Here is a 25523-nt window from a genome sequence, read left to right as displayed (position 1 = left end):
TGGCTATGGACTTGACCAGCATATTGCTTGGTCTTGCGGCAGCAGGGGTGCCGCTGCTGGCGCTGGCCTGGCAACTGCAACGCCGGGCCGGCAATGCCCAGGCCGATCTGGCCTTGCTCGAAGAGCGCCTGGCCATGGCGCAACTGGCCCAGGACGGCCTCACCGCGCAGCTTGAAGCGAGCCGCGATGAAATCGCCGATCTCGGCCAGGCCAATGCCGCCAAACAGGCAGACCTCGCCGCCCTGCGCCGCGAAGTTGAATTGCTGCAGATCGAGCGCGATGACGCCCGCGATGCCTCCCACGCCTGGAACCTCGAACGCGCCAACAAGGACGCTGAGTTGCGCCGCCTCGACGCCCACGCTGCCTCGCTGAGTGCCGAACTGCGCGAACAACAGGAAAGCCATCAACAACGTCTCAACGACCTGCAAGGCTCGCGCGATGAGTTGCGTGCGCAATTCGCCGAGCTGGCCGGCAAGATCTTCGATGAGCGTGAGCAGCGCTTTGCCGAAACCAGCCAGCAGCGGCTCGGGCAGTTACTCGATCCGTTGAAAGAACGCATCCAGTCCTTTGAAAAACGCGTGGAAGAAAGCTATCAGGCCGAAGCCCGCGAGCGCTTCTCGCTGGCCAAGGAGCTGGAGCGTTTGCAGGCATTGAACCTGCGCTTGAGCGACGAAGCGACCAACCTGACTCGCGCGCTCAAGGGCCAGAAAACCCAAGGCAATTGGGGCGAACTGATCCTCGAGCGCGTTCTTGAGCATGCAGGTCTGGAGAAGGGCCGCGAATACCAGACCCAGGTCAATCTCAAAGGCCCGGACGGCGAGCGCTTCCAGCCCGATGTGATCATTTACCTGCCCGGCGACAAGCAGGTGGTGGTCGATTCGAAAGTCAGCCTCACGGCCTATCAACAATATGTTGCGGCCGATGACGACACCCTCGGGCAGATCGCGATCAAGCAGCATGTATTGTCGCTGCGCAATCATGTCAAAGGTCTGGCCGGCAAGGATTACAAGCGTCTGGAAGGCCTGCACAGCCTCGATTTCGTTTTGTTGTTCGTACCGATCGAAGCGGCATTTTCCGCTGCGTTGCAGGCTGAGCCTTCGCTGTTTCAGGACGCTTTCGACCGCAATATCGTCATCGTCAGTCCGACTACGCTGCTGGCCACGCTGCGGGTGATCGACAGTTTGTGGAAGCAGGAACGGCAGAGCCAGAACGCCCGGGAAATCGCCGAGCGGGCGGGTTGGCTGTATGACAAGTTCGTGTTGTTTATTCAGGATCTGGACGAAGTGGGCAATCGTCTGCAGCAACTGGACAAGGCTTACAGCTCAGCGCGTAACAAGCTGACAGAGGGGCGCGGTAATCTGGTCAGCCGCAGTGAGCAGTTGAAGTTGCTCGGTGCGCGGGCGAGCAAGAGCTTGCCGGCGGATTTGCTGGAGCGGGCGATGACGGATGTTGATGGGTTGGTTGAGTTGCCTGAGTAGGCGTCGTTTTTTGGGCTGATTTTGGGGGCATATCCGTTGCTGCGGTCGTGGCGGCTGGCGGTTTCGCCTGACGGCGACTTACTTTTTTACAAGCGCCTAAAAAAGTAAGCAAAAAACGCTAGCTCCTGCGTTCGGCCCTCGCAGGCTCGGGTTCCTTCGCTCCGGGACTGATCCGGGCGCAGCGGCTACGGTTTGCTTCGCTGCACCTCCTTCCGCTGTGTCTGGCTGCGCCAGACGGTCGCTGCGCTCCCACGCCCGGATCAATCCCTCCGCTCAGCCTTCCGACGTCGCCGGTGGATCAAGATCAAAAGCACTCGAGCTTGCGCTCATTGTTGAGTGGTGCGGCTTCGCCGCGGGCAGCTGCGCTGCTTTGCTTTTGCTTTTGTGGGAGCGAGCCTGCTCGCGAAGGCAATCTGCCGACCAACCATTTCACTCAGATATCGACGGTCCAACTGTAGGAGCTGCCGAAGGCTGCGATCTTTTGCTCTTGCTCTTGCTCTTGCTCTTGCTCTTGCTCTTGCTCTTGCTCTTGCTCTTGCTCTTGCTCTTGCTCTTGCTGTTCTGTGGGAGCGAGCCTGCTCGCGAAGGCGTCTGCAAGGTCACCTTCTACAACGGCAAATACCGACTCAACAGTGCCCGCAACGCTGCCGGCTTCACCGGTTTGGCCAGGTAATCCAGGCCCGCAGCATGCACTTGCGCTACGGTCTCCGGGCGTCCATCCGCGCTGATTACCACGCCGGGTACCGGCTCGCCCAGGCGCGTGCGCAACCAGGCCATCAGCTCTGTGCCGGTATCGCCGTGGTCGAGGTGATAGTCGACCAGCGCCAGTTGCGGCCGCACACCTTCATTCAATATCGCTGCGCATTCTTCGCGATTGCGCGCCGTCCATACCTGGCACCCCCAGCGGCTCAGCAGGCTGTTCATGCCGATCAGGATGCTGTCTTCGTTATCGATGCACAGCACCTGCGCGCCGCTGAGCATTTTGCTGTTCGGTTCGATCGAGGCGCTCGCCGCAGGCGTTTGCGTGCGCGCCAGCGGTACCGTGACGCTGAACACACTGCCGCGCCCCGGCCAGGAGCGAACGCGCAAGGTATGCCCCAGCACGCGGCACAAGCCGTCGGCGATCGCCAGACCCAGGCCCAGACCTTTTTCGGCGCGGGTCTGGTGGCTGTCGAGGCGTTTGAATTCTTCGAAAATCACTTGTTGTTTGTCTTCCGGAATCCCCGGGCCGCGATCCCAGACTTCCAGACATAACTCGCCACCGCGCCGACGCACGCCCAGCAGCACCGGGCCTTTGGCATAGCGGAAAGCGTTGGTGAGGAAGTTTTGCAGGATTCGCCGCAGCAGTTTGATGTCGCTGTCGATGCGCAATTGACTGCCGCGCACCCGGAACGTGAGCTTTTGCTCTTGGGCCAGCGCTTTGAACTCCGCGCCGAGGGTGTCGAACAGTTCATTGACGACGAACGCTTTGCGGTCCGGGTTGATCTTGCCGTTTTCCAGGCGCGAGATGTCCAGCAGATCGCTGATCAGGTCTTCCGCCGAGCGCAGCGAGCTGTCGAGGTGTTGCACCAACTGCTGCGCCTCTGCGCTCAAGCCTTCGTTCTGGTGAGAGAGGGCGGCGGAGAACAGCCGTGCGGCGTTCAGCGGTTGCATCAAGTCATGGCTGACAGCGGCGAGGAAACGGGTTTTCGACTGGTTGGCCGCCTCGGCATTGCCCTTGGCTTCGGTGAGCGCGACGTTGAGTTGCGACAGTTCCTGGGTGCGCTCGCTGACCCGTTGTTCCAGCCCTTCGTTGGCCTCGGTCAGCGCCTGTTCGGCTTCGCGGAACGCGGTAATGTCGGTGAAGCTCATGACAAATCCGCCGCCGGGCATCGGGTTGCCGATCAGCTCGATCACCCGGCCATTGGGAAACAGCCGTTCGGAAGTGTGCGCGCGGCCCTGACGCATCCAGTGCAAGCGTCGCGCGACGTGCACTTCCGCTTCGCCGGGGCCGCACAAACCGCGTTCGGCGTTGTAGCGAATGATGTCGGCAATCGGCCGGCCGACGCTGATCAGGCCGTCGGGGTAGTTGAACAGCTCCAGATAACGCCGGTTCCACGCCACCAGTTTCAGCGACTGGTCGACCACGCTGATGCCCTGGGTGATGTTCTCGATCGCGCCTTGCAGCAGGGCGCGGTTGAACTGCAGCACTTCCGAGGCTTCGTCAGCGATTCGGACTACGTCCTCCAACTGCATTTCCCGACCTTCGATGGCGGCCTTTACTACGGCGCGCGTCGAAGAAGCGCCAAGGACACCGGCGAGCAAGCGTTCGGTGTGGGCAATCCATTCGCTGTCGGCGTTCTGGTTGGGGTTGAAACCCTTGCCCTGACGGTAGGCGAAGCGAATGAAGCTCTGCCGCGCACGTTCTTCGCCGACGAAACGCGCCGCCAGTTGCAGCAGATCGTCGATCTGCACCGCCAGCATCGAACGGGCATTAGGCCGCGCGCTGATTTCCTGACCGATGAAGCGCCCGGCTTGCCAGTGCTCGGAAACGCGCGTGCGCGACAGCACCGAGACCCAGGCGAACAGGGTGAAATTACCCGCCAGCGACAGCACCACGCCTTGGGTCAACGGGGTGATCGGCAGGTTCAGCGGATTGCTGTGCAGCCACGCCAAGCCGGGGAAGCTCGCCAGTGACCAGCCGAGACTGTGCGCGGCAATCGGCAGCACCAGCGTGTAAAACCACAGAAACGTCCCGGTAGCGAGCCCGGCGAACACGCCACGGCGGTTGGCCTGTTTCCAGTACAGCGCGCCAAGCATCGCCGGCGCCAGTTGCGTTACCGCCGCGAAAGCGATCTGGCCGATGGTCGCCAGGCTCGCGGTCGAGCCGAGCAAGCGATAACTGACGTAGGCCAGCAGCAGAATCACCACGATGCTCACGCGGCGCACCGAGAGCATCCACTGGCGGAACACTTCGAACGGGCGCTCGGCGTTGTTGCGCCGCAACAGCCACGGCAGCAGCATGTCGTTGGAGACCATGGTCGACAGTGCGACGCTGGCGACAATCACCATGCCGGTCGCTGCCGATGCACCACCGATAAACGCCAGCATCGCCAGCGCCGGATGGGCCTGGGCCAGCGGCAGGCTGATCACAAACGAGTCGGGCAGCACGTGGCTGGGCAGCATCATCTGACCGGCAAGGGCGATCGGTACTACAAACAATGCGGCCAAAGCCAGATAGGCGGGGAACACCCATTTCGCCAGTCGCAGATCCTGCGGGTCGATGTTCTCCACCACGGTCACGTGAAATTGCCGGGGCAGGCAGATGATCGCCATCATCGCCACGCCGGTCTGCACCACCATCGACGGCCAATTAATCGTTTCCTTCCAGTACGCCTCAAGGCGCGGGGCGAGCATCGCCTGATTGAACAGGTCGTCGAAACCGTCATACAGCCCGTACGTGACGAAGGCGCCGACGGCGAGGAAGGCGAACAGCTTGACCAGCGATTCGAACGCGATCGCCAGCACCATGCCACGGTGGTGTTCGGTGGCGTCGAGGTTGCGCGTACCGAAAACGATGGTGAACAACGCCAGCACCAGCGACACGATCAGCGCCGTGTCCTGGGCGCGGGTGCCCATGGCATCGGCGCCGGCGCCGATCAACAGGTTCACGCCGAGGACAATGCCTTTGAGTTGCAGGGCAATATAGGGCAACACGCCGACCAGACAGATCAGCGCCACCACCACCGCCAGCGATTGCGACTTACCGTAGCGCGCGGCGATGAAGTCGGCGATGGAGGTGATGTTCTCCTGTTTGCTGATCATCACCATTTTCTGCAGGACCCACGGCGCGCCGACCAGCAGCAGGATCGGCCCGAGGTAGATCGGCAGGAATGACCACAGTTGCTCCGCCGCCTGACCGACCGCGCCGAAGAACGTCCAGCTGGTGCAGTAGACCGCCAGCGACAGGCTGTACACCCAGGCACGCACCCGCGGCGGCAACGGCGTGCTGCGACGGTCGCCGTAGAAGGCGATGGCGAACATGATGGCCATGTAGGCCAGGGCAACGACGGCGATCAGCCCGGTGGACAACGACATGCAGCACTCCCGACAAAAGACTCCCCGGCACTCCTGCCCGGGCGGACAGTCTCGCACGCGCGCGACGGTTAGTCAGTGTCGACCAAGGTCGTGGCGTGGCGGGGTGTCGCAGGCGGGGTACCGAGTAGTTTTTGTGGTGACCGGGCGGGCCTCTTCGCGAGCAGGCTCGCTCCCACGTTCTGGAATGCATTCCCTTGTGGGAGCGAGCCTGCTCGCGAAGGCGTCAGTCCTGCCGCAATGCAATATCGATCAACCGATGCAACTCAGCCACCTCCAGCGCCGTGGCCGAAAACAGAATCCGGAACACCACCGGCGCCACCACCAGATTGATCAAGCGATCGACACTCGGCGCCTTCTCATGCGGATAGCGATCGACGATGGTCTGCAACTGCGCACCAATGATCGCCATGCAATAGCCCGGCGTAGCGCTGGCCTGCACGTCGCGCATCATGTTGCGCCCGACCTCCGAGCTCATCTCGTCGAGATATTGCTCGGCCCAGGCGCGGATATCGCCGCGCAGGCTGCCAGTGTTCGCCGGCTCGCTGTCCGGGCGCATGCGGGCGAGGGCGACGTCCGCCAGCAACGCCGCCAGATCACCCCAGCGTCGATAAATCGTCGACGGCGTAACCCCTGCGCGGGCGGCAATCTGCGGGACGGTCACGGTGGAACGTTCCTGCTCTTGCAGCAGCGCATTGACCGCCGAATGAATCGACTCCTGCACCCGGGCACTGCGGCCACCGGGGCGTAAACCTTCTTTAATAGCCATGCGGCAGACCTTAACACAAAGAATTTGCTTTAAGCGCGGGGCGGTAGCACACTGCACAAAAGCAAAAAATTAGCTTTTGCGGAGTATGCCCATGACCAGCCCCTTGAATAGTGTCGCTTCCCACCAGTCGAGCTTGTGGTTTCTGGCGATCACCTTACTCAGTTTTCTCGCCGCTTCCACCGCGCCGACGCCGTTGTATCACTTGTATCAGGATCAGCTGCATTTCTCGGCAGCGATGTTGACGCTGATCTTCGCCGTTTACGCTTTCAGTCTGTTGGCGGCGTTGCTGACGGTTGGTTCGCTTTCCGACCATCTCGGACGCAAACCGGTGATCTTCAGTGCCGTGCTGCTCAATGCGCTGGCGATGCTGCTGTTCATTTATGCCGACAGTGTCGCTTGGTTGATCGGCGCGAGGGTACTGCAGGGTTTCGCCACCGGCATGGCCACCGCCGTTTTGAGCGCAACATTGCTCGATACCGACCGCCAGCAGGGGCCGCTGATCAACAGTGTCGCGCCGTTACTCGGGATGGCTTTGGGCGGTTTGGGCTGTGGCTTGCTGGCAGAATTCGCACCGGCGCCGTTGCAGCTGACCTATTGGTTGCTGTTGGCGTTGTTCGTGTTGCAGGGCGTTTATGTCTGGCGCCTGCCGGAAAGTGTCTCGCGGCAAGGTGGGGCGCTGGCGTCTTTGCGACCGACTTTGCACGTGCCGGTGCAAGCGCGTTCAACGTTGTGGCGAGTGCTGCCGCTGAACACCGCAACCTGGGCGCTCGGAGGTTTTTATGCCTCGCTGGCGCCGTCGTTGGTGCGCACCGCCACTGGCTCTACCTCCAATCTGATCGGTGGCGCTACGGTCGCGGCGCTCACCGTGACCGGTGCGTTGATGATTTTCATGATGCGCAATCGTCCGGCCGCTCAGGCGCTGCGGCTGGGCGCGAGCTTGCTGCCGATCGGGCTAGTGCTGATTCTGCTCGGTGTGCATGGCGCCAGTTTGTCGCTGTTTTTCTTTGGCACCCTGGTCGCCGGTTGCGGCTTCGGTTCGGGTTTCCTCGGTGCGGTGCGCAGTCTGGTGTCGCTGGCCTCGCCACACGAGCGAGCCGGATTGATGTCGGCGTATTACGTGCTCAGTTATCTGGCGTTCTGTTTGCCGGCGCTGCTGGCCGGGCAACTGGCTCGCAGTTTCGGGTTGCTGGCGACCACTGATGGTTACGGCGTTGTATTGATCGTGCTGGCCGTGGCTGCGCTGCTGCTCAGTCTGCGTCCGCAGACCGGCAGAGTTTGCAGCGCTCCTTAGCGCGTGTAGATGCTTATCTGCAAAACAGATAACAGTTAGAGATATTACCCGTTATATCGATATTCGATTCGGATCTACCATGCACTCAACCTCACCAGAGGACAGGAGTTCATGATGATTTGCCCCAACAGCGTCACCCCTGGCTACAAACCTTTCAGACAGCTTCAGCATCCGCGCGAAGTGATCCGCCAATTCACGCCGAACTGGTTCGCCGCGACCATGGGCACCGGTGTGCTGGCATTGGCGCTTGCCCAGTTGCCGCTGGCCATTCCCGGATTGCGCGCCGTGGCCGAGGGGCTGTGGCTGTTCAACATTCTCTTGTTCAGCCTGTTTACCGCTGCCTACGCCGCGCGCTGGATTTTGTTCTTTGACGAGGCGCGGCGGATTTTCGGCCATTCGACTGTATCGATGTTCTTCGGCACCATTCCCATGGGCCTGGCGACGATCATCAACGGCTTTCTGTTGTTCGGGCTGCCGCGTTGGGGCGACGGTGTCATCCAGCTCGTTGAAGTATTGTGGTGGGTCGATGTGGCGATGTCGCTGGCCTGCGGTGTGTTGATTCCGTACATGATGTTTACCCGTCAGGAACACAGCATCGATCAGATGACTGCGGTCTGGTTGCTGCCGGTGGTGGCGGCGGAAGTAGCAGCGGCCAGCGGCGGTTTGCTCGCCCCGCATCTGACCGACGCACATGGGCAACTCGTCGTACTGACCACCAGCTATGTGCTCTGGGCTTTCTCCCTGCCGGTGGCGTTCAGCATTCTGACCATCCTGTTGTTGCGTATGGCTCTGCACAAGCTACCTCACGAAAACATGGCCGCGTCGAGTTGGCTGGCCCTCGGTCCGATCGGCACCGGTGCGCTGGGCATGTTGCTGTTGGGCGGTGAGGCGCCAGCGATTTTTGCCGCCAATGGCCTGGCTGGCGTCGGTGAAATCGCCTCAGGATTAGGGCTGGTGGCAGGGATCACGCTGTGGGGCTTCGGTCTGTGGTGGATGTTGATGGCGCTGCTGATCACCGTGCGTTATCTGCGTGACGGCATTCCGTTCAACCTCGGCTGGTGGGGCTTCACCTTCCCATTGGGCGTGTATTCGCTGGCGACGCTGAAACTGGCAAGTATCCTCAACCTGACATTTTTCAGTGTGTTCGGTACGGCGCTGGTGATTTTGTTGGCGGCAATGTGGCTGATCGTCGGCAAGCGCACCGTGCAGGGCGCGTGGCGTGGCGAGCTGTTTGTCTCGCCGTGTATTGCAGGTTTGAAGAAATAATCCGAAAAGTTTAGGTAAGGTGTGGCCTGGATCGTGGTGCGGGATTCCAATAACAAGCACCCAGGCCTCACTACCTAACATCAGGAAACACGGAAGATGAGTCACCCCTCACAGTTCAACCTGTTGCGCACCCGGCGCTTTTTGCCCTTCTTTATTACCCAGTCGCTCGGCGCGTTCAACGACAACGTGTTCAAGCAGTCGTTGATCCTCGCCATCCTCTATCGGTTGACCATCGAGGGCGATCGCTCGATCTGGGTCAACCTCTGCGCGCTGCTGTTTATCCTGCCGTTTTTCCTGTTCTCGGCGCTGGCCGGGCAGTTCGGGGAAAAATTCGCCAAGGACGCGCTGATCCGTCTGATCAAACTCGCGGAAATCGCCATCATGGCCGTAGGATCGATCGGCTTCCTCTTCGATCATCTGTCGCTGATGCTGGTGGCGCTGTTCGCCATGGGCACGCACTCGGCGCTGTTCGGCCCGGTGAAGTATTCGATCCTGCCGCAGGCCTTGCGCGACGATGAACTTGTCGGTGGCAACGGTCTGGTGGAAATGGGCACGTTTCTGGCGATTCTCGCTGGCACCATCGGCGCCGGGATCATGATGTCGTCCGAGCACTACGCGCCGGTAGTCTCCGCAGCAATCGTCGGCATTGCCGTGCTGGGTTATCTGGCCAGCCGCAGTATTCCGCGCGCGGCGGCCTCGTCGCCGGAAATGCGCCTGAACTGGAACATCTTCAGTCAGTCTTGGGCGACGTTGAAACTCGGTCTGGGCCAGACGCCTGCGGTGTCGCGCTCGATTGTCGGCAACTCGTGGTTCTGGTTCGTCGGGGCGATCTACCTGACGCAGATCCCGGCCTACGCCAAGGAATGGATGCACGGCGACGAAACCGTGGTCACGCTGATCCTGACCGTGTTCTCGGTGGGCATCGCGCTGGGTTCGATGCTCTGCGAAAAGCTCTCCGGGCGCAAAGTCGAGATCGGTCTGGTGCCGTTTGGCTCGTTTGGCCTGACCGTGTTCGGCCTGTTGCTGTGGTGGCATTCCGGTGGGATCCCGGACAGCGTCAGCGGCCATAGCTGGATTGCCGTGCTGGGCTTCGTGCACACCTGGGCGGTGTTGATCGACATCCTTGGCCTCGGCATTTTCGGTGGCTTCTATATTGTCCCGCTGTACGCGCTGATCCAGTCGCGTACGGCTGAAAACGAACGGGCGCGGGTGATTGCCGCCAACAACATTCTCAACGCGTTGTTCATGGTGGTGTCGGCGATTGTTTCGATCGTTTTGCTGAGCGTCGCCAAGCTGTCGATCCCGCAACTGTTCCTGGTGGTGTCGCTGCTGAACATCGGCGTCAACGCCTACATCTTCAAGATCGTTCCGGAATTCAGCATGCGCTTCATGATCTGGCTGCTCAGCCATTCCATGTACCGCGTCGAACATCGCAACCTTGAAGCGATCCCGGACGAGGGCGCGGCGCTGCTGGTGTGCAACCATGTGTCGTTCGTCGACGCCTTGCTGATCGGCGGGGCGGTGCGTAGGCCGATTCGCTTTGTCATGTACTACAAGATCTACAACTTGCCGGTGCTGAACTTCATCTTTCGCACGGCGGGCGCTATTCCGATTGCCGGACGCCAGGAAGATATCCAGATCTACGAAAAAGCCTTTACCCGCATCGCTCAGTATTTGAGGGACGGTGAGCTGGTGTGTATTTTCCCGGAAGGCAAATTGACCGCCGATGGCGAGATCAACGAGTTTCGCGGCGGCGTGACGCGGATTCTCGAAGAGACCCCGGTGCCGGTGATTCCGCTGGCGCTGCAAGGATTGTGGGGGAGTTTCTTCAGTCGCGATCCGAACAAGGGCTTGTTCCATCGCTTGTGGTCGCGGGTGACGCTGGTGGCGGGGCCGGCTATTACCGAAGGGACCGAGCCGGCGAAGTTGCAGGTGTTGGTGGGGGAGTTGCGCGGATCCGTGAGATAGTTGTTGACTGGACGGCCCTCATCGCTGGCAAGCCAGCTCCCACAGGTTCGATGGTGTACACCAATCTTGTGGGAGCTGGCTTGCCAGCGATGGGGCCGGTGGCTTAAGCGCTGACCTTGAGCCCGATCAACCCGGTAACGATCAACGCCACACTGACCAGTCGAATCAGCGCCATTGATTCGCCAAACAAAATGATCCCGGCGATCACCGTGCCCACCGCACCTACGCCGGTCCAGATCGCATAAGCCGTACCCAATGGCAATTCCTTCATCGCCAAGCCCAATAGACCCAGACTGATGGCCATGGCGGCAACGGTCAGGGCGGTGGGAAGCGGGCGGGTGAAGCCGTCAGTGTATTTCAGGCCGACGGCCCAGCCGACTTCGAACAGGCCGGCGCAAAACAGAATGATCCAGGACATGCAGGACCTCCATCGATTGACGGGGTCGTCCCCAGATGAATGACTCGATCGAGCCGCAGGGTCGTCCCCGCGTTGCGCAATATACTGACGAGCATTAACCCGGGGATCAAGTTTTCAGCCTCAGTCGACAGCCCGTTGCGCGAGGTTGTCGCGGTCTTCCTTCTCGCTCATGCGCCGGAAGTACGTCGACAGCAGCGCCCCGGAGATATTGTGCCAGACGCTGAACAGCGCGCTCGGCACCGCCGCCAGTGGCGAGAAATGCGCACTGGCCAATGCTGCGCCCAAGCCAGAATTCTGCATGCCGACTTCCAGTGCTAGCGACTTGCGCTGAGCCAGCGGCAGGCCGAACAGGCGCCCGGTGAAGTAGCCGAGCAGATAACCGAAGCTGTTGTGCAGCATGACCACGGCCATGATCAATAGGCCGGACTCGGCGATTTTCGCCTGACTCGCCGCGACCACGGCGGTGACGATAATCACGATGCTGACCACCGACACCAGCGGCAACACATCCACCGCATGCCGCACCTTGTCGCCGAGCAAACGCTGCGCGACCACGCCGAGAACGATCGGCAACAGCACCACTTGCAGGATCGACCAGAACAGCTCCATGAACGATACCGGCAGCCACGCCGAGGCCAGCAGCCAGATCAGCGCCGGGGTCAACAGTGGGGCGAGGAGGGTAGTGACCGCGGCAATCGCCACTGAAAGCGCCAGATCACCGCGTGCCAGCCAGGTCATCACGTTCGAAGAGGTGCCGCTCGGGCAGCAACCGACCAGAATCACCCCGACGGCGATTTCCGGCGGCAGGTGGAACACCTGGCAGAGCAACCACGCCACACCGGGCATGATCACGAAATGTGCAACCACGCCCAGCGCCACCCGCCACGGATGGCGAGCGACGGCAGCGAAGTCGTCGAGCTTGAGGGTCAGGCCCATGCCGAACATCACCAGACCCAGCAGCGGTACGATCGCGCTTTTCAGGCCGATGAACCACGCCGGTTGCAGGAAGGCCACGACGGCGAATATCAGAACCCAGTAAGCGAAGGTATTGCCGACAAAGCGGCTGAGTGCAGCCAGTGCGCGCATGGCTTGATCCTTATTATTGGTTACACCACAAAACATTGTGGGAGCGAGCCTGCTCGCGAAAGCGGTGAGCCAGATACATTAATGTTGCTGGCGCACCGCATTCGCGAGCAGGCTCGCTCCCACAGGTTAGATGCTCGTCAGAGTCAGATCCCCTGCGGCATCTCTTCCCCACCCAACGCTTCAACCAGCGCCGGCAGGAAGTCGCCGAAGGTCAGCATCATCAGGGTGAAGCTGGCATCCAGTTGGCCCAGGGCTTCATCACCACCGTCCTGTTCCGCCTGATCCTGCAGCAGATCCTCGAATTTCAGGCGCTTGACGGTCATCTTGTCGTCGAGCATGAACGACAGTTTGTCCTGCCAGGCCAGCGACAGCTGAGTGACGACTTTGCCGGTGCTCAGGTGCAGCTGGATTTCTTCGCTGGTCAGGTCCTGACGCTTGCAACGGACAATGCCGCCGTCTTCGTGGGTGTCGCGCAGTTCGCACTCGTCCAGTACATAGAAATCGTCGGCGGCTTTCTGTGTGGTGACCCACTCGGTCATCACCGCAGTCGGTGCCATTTTCACGGTCAGCGGACGCACGGGCAGGGTGCCGATCACTTCGCGCAGCGTCGACAGCAGGTCTTCGGCGCGTTTCGGGCTGGCCGAGTTGACCAGGATCAGGCCCTGTTTCGGCGCGATCGCGGCGAAGGTCGACGAGCGACGAATGAACGCGCGCGGCAGAAACGCCTGGATAATTTCATCCTTGATCTGGTCGCGTTCCTTCTTATAGACCTTGCGCATCTGCTCGGCTTCGATCTCTTCGACCTTTTCCTTGACCGCGTCACGCACGACGCTGCCCGGCAGAATACGTTCTTCCTTGCGCGCAGAGATCAGCAGGAAATCCCCGCTGACATGCACCAGCGGCGCATCTTCGCCCTTGCCGAATGGTGCAACGAAACCGTAAGTGGTCAGCTCCTGGCTTGCACACGGCCGCGCCAGTTTGGTCGCCAGTGCAGTTTCCAGCGCCTCGGCATCGACAGGCAGGTCTTGGGTCAGGCGATAGATCAGCAGGTTCTTGAACCACATGGGGCGAGTCACTCCTTTATACAAAGGGGGCATTATTGTCTTCGCCGGGGCGTAGGCCAACCCTTCTCTAAGCCTTTGGAAGGCCTCGGAAAATTATTTAAAAAAGTGCTTGCCAGAGGTTGGGGTGCTCCGTAGAATGCGCGCCACACCGAAGCGAAGGGTGATTAGCTCAGCTGGGAGAGCGTCTGCCTTACAAGCAGAATGTCGGCGGTTCGATCCCGTCATCACCCACCATTCGTTTCAAGTGTTTAGCGCAGCGGTAGTTCAGTCGGTTAGAATACCGGCCTGTCACGCCGGGGGTCGCGGGTTCGAGTCCCGTCCGCTGCGCCATATTCGGTAACCTGGACCACTGAACGCCAGGTCACCACGGAAAAACCCGCTGAGGCGGGTTTTTTTCTGTCTCAAGGTTGTACCCGCGGGATGTATCGTTTCACCGGTTTTCAGATTTTTTTGAAAAATATTCAATTAAATCAACACTTTACGAAAACTTGTGGCATAATGCGCCCCGTAACGAAGCGAAGGGTGATTAGCTCAGCTGGGAGAGCGTCTGCCTTACAAGCAGAATGTCGGCGGTTCGATCCCGTCATCACCCACCATTCGTTTCAAGCGTTTCGCGCAGCGGTAGTTCAGTCGGTTAGAATACCGGCCTGTCACGCCGGGGGTCGCGGGTTCGAGTCCCGTCCGCTGCGCCATATTCGGTATCTGGAACTGAACGCCAGACACCACAAAAAGCCCGCCTTGTGCGGGCTTTTTGCTGTCTGCGATTTATGAAATCGCCGCGCTACTGCGCCGCATTGCGGGCATGCCGATAGTCGCTCACCGCCTCGTACACTGCCTTGCGCAAGCGATTGATCCCGCCCATCGGCCGATGCGCCTCGATGCCGAACCACGGGTTGAACGACAGGTTGTCGCATTGCAGATTCAGCGCCGGCGTATCGAAGTCCTGCGCGGGCAGGGTGATCCGCGCCACCGTTGCAAAAGCCGCATCCTGCTCACGCCACTCAATGCTCGTGTCTTCGATCGGCATGTACTTGTTCGCGTCCTGGCGCTGGATCTGCAGGGCAAAACACGCCGGCACCCGATCCGTCGACAACTGCTGATTCAGTGCACTGCGCAGGAAATTCGGCTGGTCGTGATTCTGTTTGGGCAGCGTATACGCCGGGCAACTGTCCGGATCCGGCACGACGCGGAATTTCGCATTGGCCTCACCGAACTTGTAGGGCGATACCGAGAAGTATGTGGTCTCGGTAGGACTGTCCGGCGGCGGCGTCAGCGTGGCCAAGGCAATAAACAGATGGCGGACCTGCCAGGTGCGCGGATCCCACGTCGGAAAAAACGCCATGACCTTCTTGCCGTCAGCCTGCGCCGCCACATTCTGACGGTACTCGGCGACATTGCTGACAAAGAAGTTCGGATGGCTGAACATCACGAAATCCTGTTCATGCTGGTCCTGGCGATTGCCGAGCAGTTGCGTGCCAGGAACCTCAAGCAACTTGATCGCCATTCCGCGCGCGTCGCGAATGCTGTCGAATTGCGGATAGGCATTGCCGTTGGACAACCGGATCAGCGCCTGCCAGGTCTTGCCCGGCTCGCTGAACACCCCCTGCCGCAGCGATTGCTCCAGTTCCGGTAACACTTGCACTTGCGCCTTCACGCAGCCATGCGCTTTGGCGTGGGCATCGCGCAGATAACGCGTGCTTTCGCGATGCTGGTCGACGATGCGCACAGCGGTTTGAATGATGTCCTGGGTCATCGCCGCTTCGCCTGGTGGAATCTGTTCCTGCGCCGACACCGGCCCACGATGCTGCCAAGCGAACCACGCGGCGGCGATGGCCCAGCCGAGCAGGCCGATGATCAGCAGGATCAGCAGCGTCTTGCCAAGCAAACGCCCCAACCAGAGCCAGAAGCGAGCCAGTGGCGGCAGTTCTTTTTTGAATGTCGGCATGATCATGGCAACTGCGCCTCCAGTGGTCCGCCCAGCACTTTCAGGTATTCGAGCAGCGCCCAGCGCTCCTCTGGTTGCAGGAGGCGGCCGATCACCCCGTTGCCGCGAGCGCCAGCGCGGAATTCGTGGCCGCTGTTGTGGTTGCCGCTGATGCGCGTGTCGAACAGAAAACCGTTGGTGAAAGGTTCGGTGCGATAGCCGAGGTGGCGCGGGTCGTATTCGAGCGTGCCTTTATAGAAGGTGGTGGCGCGCTCATCCTGCGGTGACAGCAACTCATAGATGCTTGGCACCGAACCGTTGTGCAGAAACGGTGCAGTCGCCCACACGCCAGCCAGCGGTCGAGCCTTGTAAGCGACCTTCTCGCGCACGCCGATCGGCAGGCCGAAACCGTCCATGCGCGGTTTTTCTTCCGGCGTGATCTGCGCGTCGCGATAGGCACGGTTTTCCACGAACGCGGTGACGTAAGCCAGGCCCTTGGCCACCGACAATTGGCTCAGATCAAGCGGCGCTTTAGGTTCGGGGTGCAGTCTGACGTCCATTTTTTCCAACTCTTTGACATCCCATTGCAGCGCGCTCAGGTCGAAACGATGGCTGGCAACGTTGTTGGCCGCATTGGGATCGGTACCGATCACGTCTACCGGCAGCATGTGCAAGTGCTGCACCCAGCGTTCGCCTTCCTGCGATTGGCGCGGGACATGGCAGCCGACGCAGTTTTCCGCGAACAGCGCGCGGCCTATGGCGGCCAGCGGCTTGTCGATCGCACCGAACAGATCTTCCGGCCAGGTCGGCGGCTTCAACTGCTGCAAGGTTTCTTCGATGGCGTGCAGATCGCGCACGCGCACGCTGGAGGGATAGCGCTCAGCGCCTTGCAGCGGCTGACCGTTGGCGTCGAAGAAATTCAGCGTGGCACCGACGCCGAGCGCTTCGCCGATATTGCGCGCCATCGGCTGCTGGGCCGAGCCGTTCCACTGCACCCAGTCGAACGTCCACATGTCCCACAGCTGCGGATAATCCACCGGGGCATCGGCTACGCGGTAGTTGGCAGGGGAAATCGCATCGCCAAACGTCGCGTTGGCAATCCGGCCGAACGCATCGGTGCGCCCCGGTCCTTCCTGGGTCGGGTACAGGCCGCGATGGGTGTCGTTCCACGCCACTTTGACGAAGGTGTTCAGCGAGGTCTTGAACTCGCTGCGCAATTGTTCACGGCGCGCTTCGTAATCATCTCCGAGCACCTGGCGGGCGAAGCGCTCGAACTTCCACGGGTTGTAGTAAGTCGAGGCGAGACTGGCTACCAGGGCCTGTCCGAAACTGCCACCGCGCAACGTAGGAACGCTGGAAGGCAACACGTGCTGTGCGGTGCCGCCATCGATGCGCACGGCCTGACCTTTGAAGCGCAACTCGCCGGTGTGGCAAGCGGCGCAGGTGATGTCCAGATAGTGCTCGGAGGCGTTGCCGGGATTTTGGTGCCGGGCAAAACCGACGGGAAGGTTGCCGGGGTTGTTCGCGCTAGCTTTCTGCTGCGGGTCGACCAGGAAGCCGAAACGGGCGAGATATTCAGGGGAGGCGAAGCGCTGCTCGGAGAACGGCAATTCCAATGCCTGGAACCACTCGTAACGCAGGCCTTTGACTTGCGTTCCTTGCGGCGTGAAGTAGTAGGTCTGCCGTTGCTCTTCGCTCCATTGATCCAGGTAACGTACCTGTTGCGGCGGGGTGTAGAAGGGCAACTTCGGGTTGGCGACGTAATAGACAATCACCGCAACGGCGATTATCGCCAGCACGATCACCAGAGTGAGAACGCGGAATAGAAGGCGCAAGTTAAACATCCTTGTCGAATTGTTGCGCTGTTATGCCTGAGCCATGACTGCTGGGCAAGTGGCCATTACGCCAGACGCTGAGGCAAGCTCCGATGACGCTTGTCGTCCGTGGATGACAGAAGCTTCATCCAGCCGTTGCCCAAATGCGTTTTAATCCCTGAACTTATCGGAAGATTCCTGCTCTCATGCCGGTAGCCATTGGTCGTGGCGGCCTGATAAGCTCGCGGCTTTACTCGATTGCCCATTCGGCGCATGAACAAGGAAATAGCATGAAACAGCATCGGTTGGCGGCGGCGGTAGCCCTGGTTAGCCTGGTACTCGCGGGTTGTGACTCGCAGACCAGCGTAGAGCTGAAAACCCCGGCGCAAAAAGCTTCCTACGGCATCGGCCTGAACATGGGCAAAAGCCTTGCCCAGGAAGGCATGGATGATCTGGACTCCAAAGCGGTAGCCCAGGGCATCGAAGATGCCGTTGGCAAGAAAGAACAGAAGCTGAAAGATGAAGAACTGGTCGAAGCCTTCGCCTCGCTGCAAAAGCGTGCTGAAGAGCGTATGGCCAAGATGAGCGAAGAGTCGGCAGCCGCCGGCAAGAAATTCCTCGAAGAAAACGGCAAGAAAGCCGGTGTGACCACCACCGCCTCCGGCCTGCAGTACGAAGTAGTGAAGAAAGCCGATGGCCCACAGCCTAAGCCGACCGACGTCGTAACTGTTCACTACACCGGCAAGCTGACCAACGGCACCGTGTTCGACAGCTCCGTAGAGCGCGGCAGCCCGATCGATCTGCCAGTCAGTGGCGTGATCCCGGGTTGGGTTGAAGGTCTGCAACTGATGCACGTTGGCGAGAAGTACAAACTGTACATCCCTAGCGATCTGGCTTACGGCGCTCAGTCGCCAAGCCCGGCAATCCCGGCCAACTCGGTTCTGGTTTTCGACCTGGAACTGCTGGCCATCAAGGATCCAGCCAAAGAAGACGCCGCTGCCAAGTAACACGCAACGGCATCGCCAACAACGCCTCGCTTATGCGGGGCGTTGTTGCATCTGCAGGTCAGGAAAGGTAAACAGAGCGAACTGACGCCGTTCAACACAGTCATAGCTTTGAGGCTGCCCGCGCTAGACGCCCTGAGCTGCCAAGTCAATGAAATATTGGGCTTTTTTATGTGAGTAAAAAACGCCCGATCTGAGCGCAGCCCTTATGAAACGGGGCTCTCAGCGCTGAAATGCAGCTCTGTTCACAAGGTTATCCACAATTTGTGTGGATAACATTTCAACGGGAAGAATAGATGAAAGCTCCGTGGAATTTCGCTCGATTCCTGCCGTTGGCCGGTCGCCTGCTGGCCCGTGGACGCTTGCCGACCCTGTTGTTTGCCGTGGCCAGCAAAGGCGCCGCGCAAGGCAATCGCCTGGGCAAACTCAAGGATGATCTGCGCTTGCTGCAGTCGCTGTGCCTGGCCTACTGGCGTGGCGAGTATCGTGCGATCAGTGCCAAGTCGCTGATTTCGGTGGTGGCGGGCCTGATGTATTTCCTCAGCCCGGTGGATGCCATTCCGGATTTCATCCCCATGTTCGGCATGCTCGATGACATCGCTGTCCTCGCGTGGCTGATGAAAACCCTCGATGACGAGCTCAACGCCTTCCGCCTGTGGCGCAAGCGCCAGCAACCCGAGAAGCTGGCGGTGGTTGAGCGCCTTCCTGATACCCCTGAACAATTGCAGCTGCAAGGCCCGAAAAAGCCCTGACTGACGAAGACTGCCTACAGATAGATACCACTCGCGACCTTGGCCGCTGTTAGGATTACACTTCTAGGGAAAAGTGCCGACTCGCTAAGTGGTGTTGTCCTACGGGGTAGTCATGGATATTCAGATAATTGCACGCGATGGCGAACCCGAATACGCGGTTCTGCCGTGGGCTCAATATCAGGCTTTACTGAAAGCAGCAGGGATCAACGCAACACCGGCGCCGCAGCCAGCAGCACCGCTCGCCGCCTCGCCGGAGCCGATTCTTCCGGGTCTGGATCAATTACGCAGTTTGCGCGAAGGGAAGGGCATCGCCATCGAGGCGCTGGCCCGCACGGTAGGCATCAGCCCGTCATATCTGGCCATGATCGAAAGTGGTGAGCGTCAGCCCGACGCCGCGATTCGCCGCAGCCTGGCCTGGGAACTGACGGTGCCAGGTTGGAGGGATGAATCGTGAGCGTACGCATCAGTCGTCAACATTGGGACGGATTGCTGGGGGAACTGGACCAGGCGCGTCGTCAGCGCCATCTTCTGACTTATCGAGCCTTGCTTGAGCGTTTGCAGCTACCGACTCCGGCGATGCAGACGTTGACGGCTGCACTGGAGCATCTGGCGGCACTGGACGCCAAAGCCGAGCAGCCGTTGCGCAGTTCGCTGGTTATCAGTCAGGGCGCCAGTCGTTTGCCGCGTACCGGTTTTTTTGAATGTGTCGAGCGTCTGGGGCGCTTTTCCGGGCCGTCGGATGGCGTTGCAGCGGCGTCCTGGCATGCGTCGGAAGTGGTGCGCGTCTTCGAATACGAATACCCGGAATCGGCGGAGGCCTGAGTGTTTCTGCGGCTCAAGGCGCGGGCCGGTTACCGGCTGGCCCGCAGGCTGTTTCATTGGTCGTGGTTCGTTCGCCAGCCGCGTGGCTGGCGCTGGCTCGAAGGCCAGTTTGCACGCATGGCCAACCTCGGCGATGTCGGTGCGCAAAGCTTTTATGGGCACATTCTGACTTTTCGCGGCGTCGGGTTAGGCGCGCGTGAAGAAGGCGTGCGCTTACTGCGTCTGGCGGCGTTGGCTGGTGATGGTAAAGCGGCGTATCAAGTCGGCGTGATCAGCCTCGCCGGTACCCCGAGCAAGGCGCCGGATCCCGCTGAGGCCGCTCGTTGGTGGAGCATGGCCGCCAAAGCCGGCCACCCGTTGGCCGAGCTTAAGCTGCAACAGCTGATGGCTGATGATTCAATGCAGTAATTCCATGTATGTCTTCTAAGTAAACGCGGCGTGAGGTTTTCCTCACGCCGCGTTTACGTTTCTGCCTGCACGTTTTTCGCTTGATGCTGGATTGCAGATTAGTCCTACATCCTTTGCCTACTCGCCTGACTTCTTTCCTTTCTGATCCCCCGCACAGTTCCCGCGACTAATTTCTTGCGCGAGGGACCGCTCATGCTTCAGCCCGTTTTTCAGCCCACCTTGTCTGCCTGCGTGTGTTGATGGAAGCCATCGCTCGCATCGAGCAGGAACTCGACAGCTTCCCGCAAACGCTCAGCCTCTACCGCAAACAGCTTGATCACTGGCTCAGTCGCAGGGCGGACCAGATCAGCGAGGCAGCAGACTTGCCATCGCTGGTGGGTATGGAGCGGATCATCCGCTTCGGCGATAGCAGTACGGCGGTCAGCAGCAGCGACGACGAATTTTCCTCCAGCGTCGTCCAGTGCCCGCAGGGCGGGCTCATGCAGATCGAGAGCAAGTTCGAATCGGTCTACGACATCCCGCTGGGCAACATTTCCGTCGATGTGGTCGACGTGGATAGCGGCAAGACCGGCCCGGTCACTCTTGATCAGCAGGGCAAGGGCGAATTCAGAGGCGAAGAGGGCAAGTTCTACCGCGTTCTGGTCCACAGCGCTGTCACCTCTAGTCAAGTCGACGAGCTGTTCAAATCCTATGACGGTTTGACCGGCGAACTTGAGCGCTGGCTGCGTAGCGAGTGGCAGGGTTTCAAGCCGCAGTGGTCACAGTCGGTGGCGACCGCAGCCAGCAACGGCATGCTCGCCGGCAGTTGGGCGGCCATCGAGGGGGTATGGGACAGCCTCGGTCTGCTCTCGGAAATTCTCCAAGACCCCGGCAAGTTTGCCGAACGTCTAGGCAGCGGCGCGGCTGATCTGATCGAGCTGGCACAGACCGCTCCGGATCTCATGGAAAAGCTGCAGTTGCTGGTCAGTGACGAAGCGGCGATGTGCTTGCTGCTGCGGTCGGCAAGCCTTTGGCTGGACATGCTGCCGCCCAGCGAGGTTGCCGGCAAGTCTGCTGAAGTGGCGTCGATGATGATCGTGCAACTGATCATCGATGTGTTGATCAGCGTGGTGCTGACGTTTGTCGGAGCGGGGGCGGGGATCGCTTATCTGACGCTGCGTCTGGCTGACCGTGCAACGCAGCTGTTCAACGTCGCCAAGCGTCTGGTCAAGGCGCTGTTCAGCATCGTCAGCGCCTTCATTGAATACGTCGACCGCTACAAAGCCGTTGCCGCGCGCGGCATCGCCGCCGGGGTGAAAAAGGGCCGGATGCAATTGCGCTGGGATGCCAAGCGCAACGCCATGTTGAAGAAGGACGAACAGCACGACGACGTCCCCGATCAAGCGAAAAACCCCAACGGCGACGCCGCCGACTGCGTGCCCAACACCTGCAAAAACGGCTGTCCGGTGTCGATGGTCACCGGCGAAGAACTGCTGACCCTGACCGACGCAGTGCTTGATGGCGTGCTGCCCTTCGAGTTCACCCGCTTGTACCGCAGCAGCGCGGTCGAGATCGACATCGGCCTGGGTTTTGGCTGGAGCCACACGCTGGCCCATCGCCTGTCCTTCGACGGCGACGGCGTGATCTGGATCGACCACGAAAACCGCCGCACTCGGTTTCCCCTGCCCAACGTCGCGCGTCCAGCGATTCACAACAGCCTGTCGCGGGCGGCGATCTTTCTCGGCGAGGAACCGGAAGAACTGATTCTGGCTCTGGCCGGCGACAGCGCGCGGTTCTACCACTTTCGCGCCGGCCGGCTGACGGCGATCAGCGACGTCTACGGCAATCGTCTGACCCTGCAACGCGATCGCTCCGACCGCATTCAGCGTCTGGACAACGGCGCCGGCCGCGCCCTGCTGTTGCGTTATGACCGCGCGCAACTGGTGGCGATCGATTATCAGGTGTTCGTCCAAGGCGAGTGGACCACCGAGCAAACCCTCGCCACCTACAGCTTCGATGCCCGGCAACGCCTGCTGACCGCGACCAACGCGGTCGGCGACAGCGAACGCTACGACTACGACGACCATCACGTCATCCTCCAGCGCCAGCTGACCGGCGGCGCGAGCTTCTTCTGGGAGTGGCAGCGCGAGGGCAAAGCGGCGCGCTGCGTGAGGCACTGGGCTTCGTTCTCGCAGATGAACACCCGTTACGTCTGGAACGATGACGACGCCAGCGTGACCGTGCATTACGTCGACGGTACCGAAGAAGTCTACGTCCACGACGAGCGCGCGCGACTGGTGCGCCAGGTTGCGGCCGATGGCGGCGAGCAGCTCAAGGCTTATGACCAGCAGGGGCGATTGATCGCCGAGCAGGATGCGTTGGGCGCGGTCACCGAATATCGCTACGACGAACTCGGACGGCTGATCGCGCTGATTCCGCCGGACGATGCACCAACGTCCTACGAGTACCGCAACGGTTTTCTCTACAAGCGTTGCCGTGGTGATGCGGTGTGGATCTACCGGCGCAACGCTGAAGGCGCCGTTACCGAAGCGGTCGATCCCCACGGCCAGGTCACCCATTACTACTACAACCTGCGCGGGCAATTGCTGTCGCTGCGTTATCCGGACAGCAGCCGCCACCGTTGGGTGTGGAACGAGCTCGGCCAGCTCATCGAAGAAACCCTGCCCGATGGCGGCGTGCGGCGCTTTTCCTACGATGCGCTGGGACGGCGGATTACCACCCATGACGAATTTGGTGTTGTCAGTCGTCAGCAGTGGGACGCGGCCGGCCGACTGATCCTGACGACTTCTCCTACGGGAAGCACGCGCGCCTACAGCTACGGCGCCTACGGCCAGATCACCGCTGAGCGCGACGAGCTCGGGCGCATCACCCGCTACGAATATGACGATGATTTGCACCTGGTCTCGCGACGGATCAATCCCGACGGCACCCGCGTGCAGTACCGCTATGACCATGCGCGGCTGTTGCTGACCGAGATTGAAAACGAGTCCGGAGAAAAGTACCGACTGGATTACACGCCGACCGGATTGATCCGACAGGAAACCGGGTTTGATGGGCGGCGCACGGCGTATGTCTACGACCTCAACGGGCACCTGCTGGAGAAGACCGAGTTTGGCGAGCAGGGTTTATCGCTGGTCACCCACTACCAGCGCGATAAGGCCGGGCGTTTGCTGGTCAAAACCCTGCCCGATGGCGCCAAGATCCGCTACGACTACGACCGCTTCGGGCGCTTGGTTGCCGTTGATGACGGGCAGAACCATCCACTGGCCTTCGAGTACGACCGTCAGGACCGGCTGATCACCGAGCATCAGGGCTGGGGTACCTTGCGCTACGCCTATGACGCCTGCGGTCAGCTCAAACGCCTGCGTCTGCCGGACAACAGCAAGCTCGATTATCACTACGCCAAGGGCGGTGCGCTGAGCGCCATCGACCTCAACGGCACGCCGCTGACCCGGCATGTGTATCAGTCCGGTCGCGAACAGCAACGCCAGCAAGGTTTGCTGCTCAGCGAATACTCCTACGACGATCAGGGCCGCTTGCTTGCCCATGCTGTAGGCCATCGCCACGCCTCGCTGTACCGCCGCGATTATGCCTACAGCGCCAACGGCAATCTCGAGCACATTGCCGACAGCCGCCACGGCCAGCGTACTTATGGCTACGACGCCCTCGACCGGTTGATCCGCGTACGTCACTCACGCGACGAACTGCCCGAATCCTTCGCCCACGACCCGGCGGGCAACCTGCTGATGCAGGACCGCCCCGGTCCTGCGCAGATCAAGGGCAATCGCCTGCTGATGCAAGGCGACCGCCATTACGACTACGACGCCTTCGGCAACCTGATCCGCGAACGCCGAGGCCACGGCCAGACCCTGGTCACCGAATACCGCTACGACTGCCAGCACCGCCTGATCGGCCTGACCCGCCCCGACGGCCAGACCGCCACTTATCAATACGACGCCTTCGGCCGGCGCATCCGCAAAACAATCGACGGCGCCGTCACCGAATTCTTCTGGCAAGGCGAACACCTCGTCGCCGAAAGCAGCGCCACGCAATACCGCAGCTTCCTCTACGAACCCGGCAACTTCCGCCCACTGGCGATGCTCGATGGCAAAGGCCCGAAAAAAGCCTGCCCGTTCTACTACCAACTCGACCACCTCGGCACCCCGCAGGAACTCACCGACTACAGCGGCGAAATCGTCTGGTCCGCGCAATACGACGCCTACGGCAAAGTCGCCGCCGTCACCCTCGCCGGCGAAGACTATCTGGACCAACCGCTGCGTTTTCAGGGGCAGTACTTCGATGTTGAAAGTGGCCTGCATTACAACCGACATCGGTATTACGACCCGAGGCTTGGGCGGTATTTAACGCCGGACCCGGTGAAGCTGGCGGGTGGGTTGAATCAGTACCAGTACGTGCCGAATCCGACGGGGTGGGTGGATCCGTTGGGGTTGACGTCCAATTGCCCACCGCCGAAGAAGCCTGGGTGTGAGGTTCCGGGTGGGATTGGTGGGGCTAAAGTGGATGATGGTGAACCTGCGCTGCCGAAGATGACGGCTCAGGAGCGTCGGGCGAGGATTGATGAATTAGCTGAAGAAAACGCATACCGACGTTTGCATGAAATGGAGAATCCACAAAATGGAGAGCATTTTCTGGAAAAGCACGGCGCCCAAACAACACTACGGTCGCAATTTGAAAGGATCATGACAGGAAAAAATCCAACGACTGGCGTTATAGAGACCTACACCGGTGGATCACACCATGGAGAACCTAAAATTCCAAGCGCGGCTACTCATTTTTTCAGCCATAGAGATCAGCTGAACGCTATCTATAGAGCAAAACTTATATTCCGTCAGACTAATCTTCAAACATCTAGAAGGCCTATGGACATGGGAAAGATAATTGGGGAAGGTTATACCAGAGACGGCATTTATGGGCAGCAGAGGAAAGCCGTGGTTATTCTGAGAGCTAATGGCGATACCGTGACTTCATATGCGGATTTTGAATGATGAAAAAAACGTATGAAATTGTAGATATAAAAAACTTATTGTTTGTTTTTGATATAGAAAATACTACTGATGTCGAGAGGGAGCGATTAATAGTTGAAAAAAATGTAAACGATTCGCGTCAGTTAAAAGAGCTTTTCGATACTGTGTTAAGGCCTGAATTTTGTGAATACACAGATGCAGAACAAGAATCGCTAATAAATACTGTCGAACATTTTTTGGAGAGAAACGACAATTTCGACCGTGTATTTAACCGAATGACAACTTATTTTGACGAAGAAATTACCGATAGGTCTAGTTTTATGAGACTTCTATTGGAGTGCTTAACAAGGTATCGGGATGAAAAGGGCTGTGGCTAAAAATCTGCATTCTGGAGTGGCGC

Annotated in this window: 18 protein-coding genes and 4 tRNA genes; 15 read left to right on the top strand and 7 right to left on the bottom strand. The window is 60.0% G+C overall.

Annotated elements, in window-relative coordinates; all coding sequences use genetic code 11:
- Positions 1–113: 113 nt before the first annotated feature.
- Positions 114–1478: a DNA recombination protein RmuC gene (locus ACZZ0K_RS15705; protein ID WP_163012219.1), complete on the top strand. Its 1365-nt coding sequence runs from the start codon at positions 114–116 to the stop codon at positions 1476–1478.
- Positions 1479–2084: 606 nt separating this feature from the next.
- Here the strand turns inward: ACZZ0K_RS15705 and ACZZ0K_RS15700 are convergent.
- Together ACZZ0K_RS15700 and ACZZ0K_RS15695 are read right to left on the bottom strand one after the other, a co-directional pair.
- A complete protein-coding gene (locus ACZZ0K_RS15700; RefSeq protein WP_056783958.1) occupies positions 2085–5555 on the bottom strand; it encodes a hybrid sensor histidine kinase/response regulator in 3471 nt (1156 codons plus the stop codon).
- Positions 5556–5778: 223 nt separating this feature from the next.
- A complete protein-coding gene (locus ACZZ0K_RS15695) occupies positions 5779–6321 on the bottom strand; it encodes a TetR/AcrR family transcriptional regulator (protein ID WP_252879683.1) in 543 nt (180 codons plus the stop codon).
- A gap of 103 nt (positions 6322–6424) precedes the next feature.
- On the opposite strand from ACZZ0K_RS15695, the gene ACZZ0K_RS15690 reads away from it, so the two are divergent.
- The 3 genes from ACZZ0K_RS15690 (at position 6425) to ACZZ0K_RS15680 (ending at position 10846) form a co-directional block, all read left to right on the top strand.
- Positions 6425–7612, top strand: coding sequence for an MFS transporter (locus tag ACZZ0K_RS15690; RefSeq protein ID WP_252883874.1), 1188 nt, complete (start codon positions 6425–6427; stop codon positions 7610–7612).
- Between the two features lie 114 nt (positions 7613–7726).
- Entirely contained in the window at positions 7727–8878 is a 1152-nt protein-coding gene (locus tag ACZZ0K_RS15685; RefSeq protein ID WP_258707806.1) for a TDT family transporter, read from the top strand.
- 96 nt (positions 8879–8974) lie between these two features.
- Positions 8975–10846 (top strand): MFS transporter, encoded by a 1872-nt coding sequence (locus tag ACZZ0K_RS15680; RefSeq protein WP_463559197.1) that lies wholly within the window; start codon positions 8975–8977, stop codon positions 10844–10846.
- A 103-nt stretch (positions 10847–10949) separates the two neighbouring features.
- Here ACZZ0K_RS15680 and sugE read toward each other — a convergent pair whose 3' ends face one another.
- The 3 genes from sugE to rdgC form a co-directional block, all read right to left on the bottom strand.
- Positions 10950–11264, bottom strand: a complete 315-nt coding sequence (sugE, locus tag ACZZ0K_RS15675) for a quaternary ammonium compound efflux SMR transporter SugE (protein WP_024012188.1) — start codon at positions 11262–11264, stop codon at positions 10950–10952.
- Between the two features lie 120 nt (positions 11265–11384).
- Positions 11385–12350 carry a bile acid:sodium symporter family protein gene (locus tag ACZZ0K_RS15670; RefSeq protein ID WP_130900882.1) on the bottom strand — a complete coding sequence of 322 codons (966 nt, stop codon included), beginning with the start codon at positions 12348–12350 and terminating at the stop codon, positions 11385–11387.
- Positions 12351–12493: 143 nt separating this feature from the next.
- Positions 12494–13414 carry a recombination-associated protein RdgC gene (rdgC, locus tag ACZZ0K_RS15665; protein ID WP_024012190.1) on the bottom strand — a complete coding sequence of 307 codons (921 nt, stop codon included), beginning with the start codon at positions 13412–13414 and terminating at the stop codon, positions 12494–12496.
- A 158-nt stretch (positions 13415–13572) separates the two neighbouring features.
- Between rdgC and ACZZ0K_RS15660 the strand changes: the two genes are divergently transcribed.
- The 4 genes from ACZZ0K_RS15660 to ACZZ0K_RS15645 all read left to right on the top strand — a co-directional run bounded on the left by ACZZ0K_RS15660 (position 13573) and on the right by ACZZ0K_RS15645 (position 14106).
- Positions 13573–13648, top strand: a tRNA-Val gene (locus ACZZ0K_RS15660).
- A gap of 19 nt (positions 13649–13667) precedes the next feature.
- A tRNA-Asp gene (locus ACZZ0K_RS15655) sits at positions 13668–13744 on the top strand.
- A gap of 190 nt (positions 13745–13934) precedes the next feature.
- Positions 13935–14010, top strand: a tRNA-Val gene (locus tag ACZZ0K_RS15650).
- Positions 14011–14029: 19 nt separating this feature from the next.
- Positions 14030–14106 (top strand) — tRNA-Asp (locus tag ACZZ0K_RS15645).
- A gap of 89 nt (positions 14107–14195) precedes the next feature.
- Here ACZZ0K_RS15645 and ACZZ0K_RS15640 read toward each other — a convergent pair.
- Together ACZZ0K_RS15640 and ACZZ0K_RS15635 are read right to left on the bottom strand one after the other, a co-directional pair.
- Positions 14196–15365, bottom strand: coding sequence for a catalase family protein (locus ACZZ0K_RS15640; protein WP_252879686.1), 1170 nt, complete (start codon positions 15363–15365; stop codon positions 14196–14198).
- Positions 15362–17173 (bottom strand): di-heme-cytochrome C peroxidase, encoded by a 1812-nt coding sequence (locus ACZZ0K_RS15635; protein WP_252879687.1) that lies wholly within the window; start codon positions 17171–17173, stop codon positions 15362–15364. Before ACZZ0K_RS15635 ends, ACZZ0K_RS15640 begins: the two co-directional genes overlap by 4 nt.
- A gap of 269 nt (positions 17174–17442) precedes the next feature.
- Between ACZZ0K_RS15635 and ACZZ0K_RS15630 the strand changes: the two genes are divergently transcribed.
- From ACZZ0K_RS15630 to ACZZ0K_RS15600, 7 genes are all read left to right on the top strand, one after another.
- Entirely contained in the window at positions 17443–18159 is a 717-nt protein-coding gene (locus ACZZ0K_RS15630) for an FKBP-type peptidyl-prolyl cis-trans isomerase (RefSeq protein WP_016773732.1), read from the top strand.
- Between the two features lie 293 nt (positions 18160–18452).
- The gene (locus ACZZ0K_RS15625) at positions 18453–18908 is read left to right on the top strand and encodes a YkvA family protein (RefSeq protein ID WP_016773733.1); all 456 of its coding nucleotides are present in this window, start codon (positions 18453–18455) and stop codon (positions 18906–18908) included.
- A 112-nt stretch (positions 18909–19020) separates the two neighbouring features.
- Positions 19021–19362: a helix-turn-helix domain-containing protein gene (locus tag ACZZ0K_RS15620; protein WP_150741332.1), complete on the top strand. Its 342-nt coding sequence runs from the start codon at positions 19021–19023 to the stop codon at positions 19360–19362.
- Entirely contained in the window at positions 19359–19730 is a 372-nt protein-coding gene (locus ACZZ0K_RS15615; protein WP_003223109.1) for a hypothetical protein, read from the top strand. Before ACZZ0K_RS15620 ends, ACZZ0K_RS15615 begins: the two co-directional genes overlap by 4 nt.
- On the top strand, positions 19731–20138 hold the full coding sequence (locus tag ACZZ0K_RS15610; RefSeq protein WP_258707810.1) for an SEL1-like repeat protein: 408 nt from the start codon (positions 19731–19733) through the stop codon (positions 20136–20138).
- Between the two features lie 239 nt (positions 20139–20377).
- Positions 20378–25144, top strand: coding sequence for an RHS repeat-associated core domain-containing protein (locus tag ACZZ0K_RS15605; protein ID WP_258707811.1), 4767 nt, complete (start codon positions 20378–20380; stop codon positions 25142–25144).
- Positions 25144–25500 carry a hypothetical protein gene (locus ACZZ0K_RS15600; RefSeq protein WP_252885598.1) on the top strand — a complete coding sequence of 119 codons (357 nt, stop codon included), beginning with the start codon at positions 25144–25146 and terminating at the stop codon, positions 25498–25500. The genes ACZZ0K_RS15605 and ACZZ0K_RS15600 overlap by 1 nt, the downstream gene beginning before the upstream one ends.
- Positions 25501–25523: the final 23 nt, after the last annotated feature.

It is taken from the genome of Pseudomonas sp. AC255, from assembly GCF_979258175.1.
This window is presented reverse-complemented; position numbering and strand designations above follow the sequence as displayed.